The sequence below is a fragment of the Pseudarthrobacter sp. CC12 genome, assembly GCF_039907755.1.
Classification (GTDB): Bacteria; Actinomycetota; Actinomycetes; order Actinomycetales; family Micrococcaceae; genus Arthrobacter; species Arthrobacter niigatensis.
Genome location: NZ_JARDJH010000060.1, coordinates 1 through 9,628, shown reverse-complemented (window position 1 = coordinate 9,628; position 9,628 = coordinate 1). Strand labels below are relative to the sequence as shown.

General features: G+C 62.8%; 9 protein-coding genes and 1 pseudogene. 5 read left to right on the top strand and 5 right to left on the bottom strand.

The genetic code is table 11. From position 1 onward, the window contains the following. Positions 1-839 precede the first annotated feature (839 nt). Complete coding sequence (locus tag PV772_RS22545) at positions 840-1,016, bottom strand: hypothetical protein (RefSeq protein ID WP_165838088.1); 177 nt, start codon at positions 1,014-1,016, stop codon at positions 840-842. A 473-nt stretch (positions 1,017-1,489) separates the two neighbouring features. On the opposite strand from PV772_RS22545, the gene PV772_RS22540 reads away from it, so the two are divergent. Both PV772_RS22540 and PV772_RS22535 read left to right on the top strand, forming a co-directional pair. Next, complete coding sequence (locus PV772_RS22540; protein WP_109864164.1) at positions 1,490-2,341, top strand: hypothetical protein; 852 nt, start codon at positions 1,490-1,492, stop codon at positions 2,339-2,341. A 10-nt stretch (positions 2,342-2,351) separates the two neighbouring features. Further along, on the top strand, positions 2,352-2,522 hold the full coding sequence (locus PV772_RS22535; RefSeq protein WP_165838087.1) for a hypothetical protein: 171 nt from the start codon (positions 2,352-2,354) through the stop codon (positions 2,520-2,522). A 313-nt stretch (positions 2,523-2,835) separates the two neighbouring features. Here PV772_RS22535 and PV772_RS22530 read toward each other — a convergent pair whose 3' ends face one another. Next, positions 2,836-3,573, bottom strand: a complete 738-nt coding sequence (locus PV772_RS22530; protein WP_165838086.1) for a hypothetical protein — start codon at positions 3,571-3,573, stop codon at positions 2,836-2,838. Between the two features lie 996 nt (positions 3,574-4,569). Here PV772_RS22530 and PV772_RS22525 point away from each other — a divergent pair. Both PV772_RS22525 and PV772_RS22520 read left to right on the top strand, forming a co-directional pair. Beyond that, complete coding sequence (locus PV772_RS22525) at positions 4,570-6,612, top strand: ATP-binding protein (RefSeq protein WP_109864163.1); 2,043 nt, start codon at positions 4,570-4,572, stop codon at positions 6,610-6,612. Positions 6,613-6,870: 258 nt separating this feature from the next. After that, positions 6,871-7,782: a hypothetical protein gene (locus tag PV772_RS22520; RefSeq protein WP_347887641.1), complete on the top strand. Its 912-nt coding sequence runs from the start codon at positions 6,871-6,873 to the stop codon at positions 7,780-7,782. A gap of 91 nt (positions 7,783-7,873) precedes the next feature. On the opposite strand, the gene PV772_RS22515 is transcribed toward PV772_RS22520, so the two are convergent. Next, entirely contained in the window at positions 7,874-8,341 is a 468-nt protein-coding gene (locus PV772_RS22515) for a DUF2269 domain-containing protein (RefSeq protein ID WP_347887640.1), read from the bottom strand. A gap of 55 nt (positions 8,342-8,396) precedes the next feature. Beyond that, the gene (locus tag PV772_RS22510) at positions 8,397-8,657 is read right to left on the bottom strand and encodes a hypothetical protein (protein ID WP_109864160.1); all 261 of its coding nucleotides are present in this window, start codon (positions 8,655-8,657) and stop codon (positions 8,397-8,399) included. 106 nt (positions 8,658-8,763) lie between these two features. Here PV772_RS22510 and PV772_RS22505 point away from each other — a divergent pair, with 106 nt between their 5' ends. Further along, positions 8,764-9,366, top strand: a complete 603-nt coding sequence (locus tag PV772_RS22505) for a TetR/AcrR family transcriptional regulator (protein WP_109864159.1) — start codon at positions 8,764-8,766, stop codon at positions 9,364-9,366. A 42-nt stretch (positions 9,367-9,408) separates the two neighbouring features. Here PV772_RS22505 and PV772_RS22500 read toward each other — a convergent pair. Further along, positions 9,409-9,534, bottom strand: a pseudogene (locus PV772_RS22500) (four-helix bundle copper-binding protein); the annotation flags it as partial. Between the last annotated feature and the right edge of the window lie 94 nt (positions 9,535-9,628).

The window sequence follows — 9,628 nt, the reverse complement described above, 5'->3', positions numbered from 1 at the left end:
TGTGCTCACAAGAACACCTTCCCGCAGAATCCCAGGATCCCGCTACTTCAGGTGTCCACCAACAGAGGCTAACCCCATGTGACTGCAGGTTACGAGGTGGGTGCCCGCCTCTGGCCCCCAAAACTTTCGGAGTGTGGTCGATGAGACCCGCTTCCGGGACACCGACCACTGCGAGATCCCAACCGATCTACCATGCCTATATAGAGGAGCATGGAGAGGTGACGTGGTGACGGAGATCGCCTACTCATGAGACCAGTACCTTGATCAAGGATGGCAGGGGGACACCTGCTGCTCACAAAGGCGCAGATGGCGCTGTCACTCGCCGACTTTGCCCGTGGGGCTAAGGAAGACGGTGCGTAGCCGGTTCGCGGGTTACCGACATGGAATTGGCCTTTGATATCGCCATGGACTGTCTCGAGCTCAGACTTGGGAGCGATCGTGGACGAGGTGGGCTGGAAGACCGAGGCCGGCCCAAGCAGGCAACCGAGGCCCGCGCCGCCTTGATATCGGAGCCCTACGACGGCACGGGCGCCGCGACAAATAGGTGCCCGTCGAATTCGTTCGGCTGCACCACCGCATCCCGAATCAGTCGACGAACTGAGAGCAGCCTTCGCAGAGAAGCGGAGCCTGCAGTGGCAAAGAAAATCAGGCCTGCCTGACGGCAACGGGCTGATCATGATGGTCCGAGTCTACTCCACCGCAGGAACCCGCCGGCGTGTGGCGGTCGGAGGATTCCGAGCGTAGCGCCCCTGGCCGTTCAAGGTGCAGTACAGGGTTGCCGGCGGACGCCGAATTCCCGACTGCTTAGGGATGACTTCTGGTCCAATCGCAAGCTCGCGTCAGCGCCGGTCTGGATTGCCCCCGAGTGCCGTCAGACGCTCTTGCTCGCGACGGATCGCGATGGCGGCCGCGACAGTGGCCCCGGAGCGAATGGCCTCCGGCGGGATCGGCCGCAACGCGATGGCTTTAGCGGCGGCCTCGGAAGAAGCCTGCCCCTTTTTACCTTTGCGCTCCATGGGATCAATTCTAAATGTGGTCACTGCTACGCGCTGAGTCGTTCACGCTTCGGATCATCCACGCATGTCCCTCTCGCGTGCTAGTGGCTTGATCTGCCACCCGCGGATAGGGCGGCCCGTCGGGCCGCTTGCGGGAACTGTCCTTCCCACGATCTGGCTCGGAGCAAGTCGGTGTAGTGACATTTGCCGTTGGGTCCCTGATAAGTGCGCTTATCGGGGCATGGAGGAAGACCGCCCTCGCGTGACGCGGTGAGGGAAAAACAACCGCCGCACCGTCCCGGATAAGATCACGGGGAGGTAGTGCGAAGAGAAATCTAAGACCTGATCAGACTCTGATCGATTCGCCGCTCACCATGACCCGCCCTGGATGCCAGCCGCCTTTTTCCCGGTTCTTCAAGCCCCATCCGAACGTCCGTACCTTCGCGTGACGCGACGCTCTTGCCGAACCGGGCCCCAATGGGACAATCAGGAGAATGACGACGGCACTCCCTGAACTCTGGACCGACTGGTGCACCGTCGCAGGTGTACCCGATTTTCGGCTCGACGAGCCGACGCTCACGCTGTTCTCGCGGCAGGCGGATCCGCCAAAAGCTGTGCTCGCATCACTGCGCCGGCTGCTCGCCCCCGAACCCCAGACTGCCCCGGCCTGGCCGCGCCGGCGCCGGGACGACCCCAATTCCCTTCAGCGGCTGATCCAGCGCGCGACGGCGATCATCCAGCACCCGGACACCCACTGGGTCTTCCGGCTGCGGCTGCGCCGGATGCTCTTCGCTGCGGTTCTGCTGGCACCGCCCTCCCACGGAGGCCTCGGGCTGGACAGGTCAGGTGCGCTGAGACTGCCGCCGGACGCAATGAACCGGGTGCGCGGGCAGATCGGCGTCACCCCGGAACCGGATGCCTGTCCGGCGTGCGTCACCTGGTCGTGGCTCGATGTGCTCGGCACCAACTACGGATGGTCGCACGGTTCCGTCCGGGCCCTGGGGCACCGCCGCGACGAAGAAGGACCTGCGCACCGGCACCTGCGGCCAGACCCCAATCCGGACTGGCACCTCTGCGTCGGCATGCTGCCCGCCGTCGATCGCTGGGGGTGGATCGACCCCTACCACTCCATGCACCCGTCCTCGCTGTCGGCTGTCATCAGTGCCGCTGCCCTGCTGCTCGACGGTCCGGAGCCCGCACCTGGGCCGGGGCCTGCTGCGGCTGCGATGCAGGCCAGCCTCCGGCGGCAGATGTCGCGCGAGGAGGAAGAGCAGGTCCTCAAGCGCGCCGACGAACTGACCGCGCGTGTCGAGGCGATCCTTCGCGAGTTCGATAACGGCCGATAAAATCGTGTGCATGGGATTCGACTGGGAGCAGCTCCTCGGGACCAGGGGCGCAGGCATCTCGGACGCCTACGAACAGATCACCTCCGACGCGCTGTACCAGGACCACCCGAGCGCAGCTCCGCCCTCGGGCACCGAAGACCCGGGCGATGCGGTCGTCCAGCTGCCGTTCGACGAGATCTGATCCCGGACTCCCTCGCCCGAATGCCTGTTTAGGGACATAACCGCATTCCAGAGCGCATGCACACTTAAGTGCGCGGTCCTCCGGGGGTATGTCCTTAAGTAATTATGTGATGTGTTCCCTGTAATTACGGGCATTTCTCACCATGCGGAGCAGTGCTCTTCGGGTAGACAGAGCCCTTTCCGAGCTCCTGCCCGGCGCTCGTCATGCACGACGTGCGACCTCAAAGCTGGGATGACGACTCAGCGACATCGCCGCGCACTTCGGACTCGCAGAGGAGCCAGAAGATGGGTAGTCAATTACCCGACTGCGATTCCTAATCCTCAGCGTCAGGATCGTCACCCGATGCCAGCTTCTGCCGCAGGTAGTCGATATAGTCCGTACGGAGCACGTGCCGGGCTCGCGGGCGCTTCCCGCCGTTGATGTCCCGGACGTACTGCGCCAGCCGCTCCGGATTCTTGCCGGCCCACCCTTGAGCAAGGGCCCAGCCCTGCATGGCGTCGGCGTCCATCGGGATTCTGGCGTCGCGCAGCGCCAGGAGTACGCCGACCACCTGATCCTTCTCAAAGCCGGCCGATATCGTGTTGTTGTGGTTCACCGTAAGCGTCAGGCTTCTCAGAGCCTCCATGACGATCGGGTCGAGTTCGGCGGAGGGAGGCTTCCAGTCCGAGCCGTCGCCAAGAATGTCCGGTTTCATCGCCGTGACCCACGAGCGGATTCGGTCGGCGTTCCAAGTGATGACGCAGATGGCGCGGATCCCGTGGCCGTAGCGCACCAGCTTCCCGATGTCGTCCATGTCCGGCCAAGCCATCAGCACGGTACCGGTACCTTGTGGCGTCCCGCCACCACGACCGGTGATATGCGACACGTTGCTGTGTCGCTGCACGAGGCGCTCCAAGGCGTCGCAGTTGCCGAGGTTCGACTGTAGTGCCGTCCAGACAGAGAGCGTGTCATCCGTCTGCATCTGTTCGACGCACCAGTCGATCGCCGCGCTGATGCCCTCGTCATCGTAGCTCGCTACGGCTGTTGGGTACTCGGTGTCTCGGTCAAACATGTGTCCCCCTAATAGTGTCGTCAGGCTTAACGCTAACTAGGAGGTCCGACAAGAACAGCGGTGTCACGCGTAGATGAAGCAGGCAGGACTCGCCGCCAAGAAGGCTCCGTATCTTCAGATGCGCGGCGGCCACGGTCTGCCCGGTTAGCGTTTCGAAGGCGATGTGATCGTGGACCGTCAACGAATCGTCGCTTGAGGCGACAGACAGCTCGGCGACCTCAAAGGTACAACCAACTCAAGGGCCGCCCACAGGGCCGACGCCTCATGGTCGTCGATGGACTCGGCCTTGAGCCGCCTCCAGCCATCCATGGAGGCGTTGTACGGGACTACGTCTTCCCACGGCACTTGAGCCGGGAACGAGGGACGTTCTCTTCCCTGCCCGGTGGATGGCCGTGCAAGTGACGGATGTCGACCCGGAATCTTCGACCCTCCTGGTGCACCGCCACGATGTGCACCCGCTCGGACGGCGCATCGTCACGCAGCCTGTAGGCCCACTCTTCCCTTGGGCTGGGGCTACGTGAAACATCAGCTTTTGGTTCCATTGCCGCTCATTATCCGTCCACCCCCGGCTGCTGTCTCCTAGCAGATCCGTGCCCGCAGGGACAGGGGCCGGATCAGCCGTTGCCCAGCCTGCCCTAAAGCCTTGGGGGAGGGTGTTGATGGGCACTGTTTCTGCGGTTCTTCCGGCCGTGCGCTTGGGGCATCGACCTGGTGATAGCGCTTACCGCTCTGCTTTCGACCGTGAAGCATGTGACTTAGCGCCCAATACCTGTGCTGGTGGGGAGATTTCCCCCAAGTCAGGTCGCCGGAGATCAGACAGCGAATGAAAATTGCGCTGGGCGTAGAAGCCCCTACACTCCTGCAGGACGAACGAGCAGCCGTGTTCCTCACCTCCCCTCCCAATCTGCGGTAGGTCCACAGCTCCGGGATTGCGTCATGCCAAGGAATGTCCGAGCTGACGGATAGAGTAGCCACATCTGAGCAAGGAGGAGCCGCATGGCGCTGACTACATCTCTGGCGGGGCGCGTCCGGAATACGAGCCTGCCGAAGAGCCATGCGCTCCTGCCTCTCCTGGAGGCTGTCGTCAACGGCGTCCAGGCCCTTGACGCGCGCTTCGGCGACGCAATCGAGCGGGGGCGTCTGACGGTCAAGGTCCGGCGCAGCCCGCAGGACGATCTGGGCTTCGGCTCAGCCGGTCCCGGCCGTGCGCTGAATCCGATCGTCGGCTTCAGCATCGAGGACAACGGTGTCGGCTTCACCCCGGAGAACATGGCCTCATTCGAAACCTTGGACAGCGACTACAAGGCTGGGATCGGTTGCCGTGGCGTCGGACGTCTGCTCTGGCTCAAGGCATTCGACAGGGTCTCGATCCGCAGCGCCTACGAAGACGGTGCAGCAGGGATGCTCCGTGGACGTCAGTTCAGATTCTCCATCGAGCGGGAGGTAGAGCATGTCGAGGACCCGGATGGATTCGAGGACACCGGCACGGTAGTGCTCTTGGACGGATTCAAGGATGCGTTTCAGCGAAACGCGCCGAAGACCGTCGACGCCATCGCCCGGGAAGTGTTCGAGCACTGCATCTGGTACTTCCTCCGGCCGGGCGGTGCGCCGGAGGTCACGATCGTCGAAGACGATGAGGCCGTGTCGCTCAAGGAGTTGATGGACGACTTCGTGTACTCCGAGATGCCGACGACCACGATCGACGTCAAGGGCGAGAAGTTCGACATGGTCAATCTGTGCCTCAAGTCGTCCACACGGAACCCTGCGCCGAAGCTCTATTGGTGTGCCGCGAGCCGCGTGGTCCTGGAGGAGAACATCACAAGCAAGGTACCCGGGCTCTACGGCAGGCTCAAGGACGAGACATCCGCCGAGTTCACGTACGTTTGCTATCTGTCCTCCGATTACCTTGATGCTCATGTTCGCTCGGATCGAACTGCCTTCGACATCAGTGAACGGGTCGCGGGCACGCCTCTGGTGGACGATATTTCGCTGGACGATATCCGCGCTGGGGTGCTGCAAGAAGTGGAGAAAATCCTCGCCGCTCCGCTCACCGCAGCCCGTAAAGAGGGCGCGGCCCGGGTCAACGACTTCGTGAGCAATCGTGCGCCGCGGTACAGGCCAGTTCTGACTCGACTTGAGTCACTGGGCGTTACAGTCGACCCATCCATAAAGGATCAGGACCTGGAGCTTCTTCTCCACAGAAACCTGCAGAAACTCGAAGCCGACGCCATCGCCGAGGGCCAGGTTGTGTTCGCTGAAGTTGGCTCCGTGCCTATGGAGAACTACGAGGAACGCCTCACCCACTACCTTGACACGGTTACTGAGATCAACCAGTCAGACTTGGCCGCGTACGTGTTTCGACGGCGTACGATCCTCGACATCCTCGCCCGCCTGATCAGGTCCGACGAACAGGGCAAATACAGGAGAGAGGACGTTATCCACTCGCTGCTTATCCCTATGCGGACCACCTCGAACGAGATCGGGACCGACGCCTCAAACCTGTGGATTATCGATGAGCGGCTTGCGTTTCACGACTACCTCGCCTCTGACAAAACGCTCAAGAGCATGCCGATCACCGGGTCCGATTCCATGAAGGAACCGGATGTGATCGCGACTCGGCTTGTTGACACTCCGGTACTTGCGGCAGAGGGGGAGAAGCTCCCGCTGCCGTCGATTGTCGTGATTGAAATCAAGCGGCCGATGCGCAACGACGCTTCGGAGGACAAAGACCCGATCCAGCAGTGCCTGGACTACGTCAAACGTGTACGCGCCGGCGGGGTTAAGACAGCATCCGGACGCCCGATCCCTGAGACACCGGAGCTGCCCGCGTTCTGCTACGTCGTCGCAGATCTTACGCCGACGATGATCGACCGGTGCAAGTATGCGGGCCTGCGCCCGACCCACGACGGCCTCGGTTATTTCGGCTTCAACGAACCGTATAAGGCTTACATCGAGGTCATGAACTTTGACCGGCTCGTCAACGCGGCCACTGAACGGAACAGGGCATTCTTCGACAAGCTGGGCTTGCCCTCTAGCTAGCGCGCACGTTTTCGTATCGTCCCAGTCCGCGCAACTGATTTGGCCATTGTCGCCGAGGTGCTCCCGGTGCAAGGCAGAAGAAAATTCCCCACGTGCGCATCGTGGAGAGGCATGGGGGATATGGTGCCAACCTGTTAGCCGAACGAGAAACCATCAGCTGGAACTGCGCAGGACCTGGCTTTTGTTCAAAGCTACGTTTTCGGGATGATGTCCGGCCTGTTCCTAGACTTGGGTGACGCTGTGGACGAGCATTGAATAATGAGCGTCGGCGAGACTGCCCCGGTCGACGACCAGACACGTGAAACCGGAAAACTGCTGAAGCGAGTACCTGGGCGGGCGCGGCCCCAGAAGGAGGCGCTCCGGGAGTTCGAGAAGGCTGTGGCCGAGCTACGGCAGCGGTACCAGCCGGTGTTCTGGCCTCTCTTCGTCCCAGAACCCAAGGACATGTTTCGCTGGCGCGTCCAGTTGGAGTGCGGATGTACACGCGAGGTCTACACGCACGGAGAGGACAAGTATCCGGACGATCGCAGCTACCTCGACCTCATCACCCGATGCAGGCTTCCCTCAGGAGAGTACTGGTGCACGACCGACCACGGGCGTACCCAGAAGCCATATCGCGACATCGTCGAGTGGGTTGATCGGAAGGTCACGGAGTTCCCGGCTGATCCCGAGGAACCGGAGTACGACTGGATGGATGCTGAAGACTGGGCGAAGATTCGGAAACCCGAGCCGCACTCGTCGGCGTTTTGGCGGGTCAAGCTCGCCTGCGGGCACTACGCGCAGGTCTGCACCGACGTGGACTGGAAGCCTGAGAACGGGCCCAGGCTGGTGTCCGAGGAGCGCATAGAGGAGATCCGCCGCGACTTCGAGGAATGCTGGGCCGCGGAAGGGCACACTGGTTGGCCACACGAGGGCCCCGAGCGAGACCACATCCGGAAGATGATCGACCTGCGCTGGCCGCGCCCCGAACCAGAGAGAGACTGCTTCACGTGTACGCACGTCCGGCGGATCACTGGCTACCAGCGGATCGGCTGGCTAGTCTCGAAGACGAGTCCGGCACCGGCCCCGTCGCCAAACATCGACCGGAAGAAGATTGCGGCCCGACTTGCCGCGGCCGAGGCCGAGGTCCAGCGGCTGCGTAAGCAACTCGATAACCCAGACGATGCCTGAATCCGCATTCTGATCCCCATCGTCGCTGCTGGATCGGATCCTAGCTTCCACAACGCTCACGTGGCCGCTTTCCACGACGATGCCGCAGTTGTTACGGCACGGCCTGCTTGCGCTGCTCCAGTCGTTTTCGCTGGCCGTACCGTGTCATGCCCCGAGGCTTGTAGATGGCCAGGGCGGTTGTCAGAAGCAACACCAGGAGGCCACCGCCGGTGTGCAGCAGGGTAGAGGGAAAGCCCAAGCCGGACATCGCCTGGTTTGCCGCCATGCCCGCTACTGTGCTGATCGTCTGGGTGTACAGCACCAGCACGACGGTCGCGATGAGCGTGAGGACGAGCTTGAAGAGCACCCAGTAATGCCGGAACAGACCCCACACCGTTCCGAGCGCGAGAATGAGGCCGGTCAGCAGGGAGGCGAAGGCCAGCGGAACGAGCAGGGACCAAACGGACGCCTGCAGGGCCAGCCAGAGGACGCGTCCCAGCTGAGGGTCCGGCCCGGGCAGGGCCGCAATGTCGAGGACGACGAAAACAGCGACAGCTCCGGTCCAGCCTACTGAGGACATGACATGCAGGGTCAGCACAAATTTCCGGGTCGCGGATGTCAGGAGCATCGGAGGCTCACATCTGGCCGCCGTCATGGCGGAACGCGGGCGGGTCAGGCTGGCTTTGCACAGCAGCGGGGGGTGAGACGGGTGCGGCAATGCCGAATCCGTGTCTGGCGGGGCCGTGCTGACCCCCGGTGAGCAGCATGACGGCAATGACGACAAGGATCAGGATGCCCGCAACGATCGCGGAGACTTTGACCCAGCGGGGCGGACCGGTCAGAGTCTCTCTGTCGCGTTCTGTGCCCATTTCTGGGCGGTTTCGCTCGTTTGTCATGTCGTTTCTCCCGTGCAGTCGTTAGCCATAGCGGCCGCTTCTTATAAGACAGTATGTATCGTACCCGTCAAGATGTCCAAGGCGCGACGAAGCGTATAATTCAGGAATGCCGAAACTCTGGAACCAGACCATCGAGACGCACCGGAGCGCGGTCCGGGCCGCCATCCTGGACACCACAGCTGCTTTGGTGGGGGAGCAGGGGCTGGCCTCGGTGACGATGTCGCAGATTGCCCAGTCAGCCGGGATCGGGCGGGCTACTCTGTACAAGTATTTTCCCGATGTTGACGCCATTCTCGACGCCTGGCACGAGCGCCAGGTCCAGGCACACCTGGAACAACTGGCCCACGTCCGGCACAGCGCCGACGGCCCTGAGCGGCAGCTCGAAGCCGTTCTCCAGACCTACGCCATGATTTCCTACTCGCGCCATGGCGGGGCAGAGGCGGCGCGGCTGCACCAGGGCCAACATGTGAGCCGCGCTCAGCAGCACCTCAACGACTTCCTCGCTGACCTGCTGCGCGAGGGCGCAGAGGCGGGGGTCTTCCGTGACGATGTCGCTCCCGACGAGCTCGCCGGGTACTGCCTGCACGCCTTGGAGGCGGCAGCCGGGCTGACCTCCCGCGAAGCCGCCCACCGGCTTGTTAGAGTCACGATGAGTGGACTGCGGCCACCGGCGGGAACACCGCATCTCCGGCCGGAGGAGATCGGCTAGCAGATAGATCAGCCAGCCGGCAGCGGGCGGCGGCCCGGTGTCTCACCCCACCGCAGTCAGGAGTGCGGCGCAGGCGTCTTCGCAGCGGCGGCAGACCTCGGCGCAGATCCTGCAGTGTTCGTGCATGCCGGCGTGCTGCTCGCACTCTTCGGCGCAGGCGGCGCAGGCGGCGCAGGCGGCCCGGCTGAGTATGACAGTCTGATCGGAGCCCACTAGGACGGCCCGAACGGTACCCACCAGCCGGACATGCCGAACCTAATGA

Bases quoted from the DNA above. Each gene is read 5' to 3' on its own strand.
- PV772_RS22505 (WP_109864159.1), top strand. From the start codon at position 8,764: ATGCCGAAACTCTGGAACCAGACCATCGAGACGCACCGGAGCGCGGTC.
- PV772_RS22545 (WP_165838088.1), bottom strand. From the start codon at position 1,016: ATGGAGCGCAAAGGTAAAAAGGGGCAGGCTTCTTCCGAGGCCGCCGCT.
- PV772_RS22510 (WP_109864160.1), bottom strand. From the start codon at position 8,657: ATGACAAACGAGCGAAACCGCCCAGAAATGGGCACAGAACGCGACAGA.
- PV772_RS22525 (WP_109864163.1), top strand. From the start codon at position 4,570: ATGGCGCTGACTACATCTCTGGCGGGGCGCGTCCGGAATACGAGCCTG.
- PV772_RS22535 (WP_165838087.1), top strand. From the start codon at position 2,352: ATGGGATTCGACTGGGAGCAGCTCCTCGGGACCAGGGGCGCAGGCATC.
- PV772_RS22515 (WP_347887640.1), bottom strand. From the start codon at position 8,341: ATGTCCTCAGTAGGCTGGACCGGAGCTGTCGCTGTTTTCGTCGTCCTC.
- PV772_RS22530 (WP_165838086.1), bottom strand. From the start codon at position 3,573: ATGTTTGACCGAGACACCGAGTACCCAACAGCCGTAGCGAGCTACGAT.
- PV772_RS22540 (WP_109864164.1), top strand. From the start codon at position 1,490: ATGACGACGGCACTCCCTGAACTCTGGACCGACTGGTGCACCGTCGCA.
- PV772_RS22520 (WP_347887641.1), top strand. From the start codon at position 6,871: ATGAGCGTCGGCGAGACTGCCCCGGTCGACGACCAGACACGTGAAACC.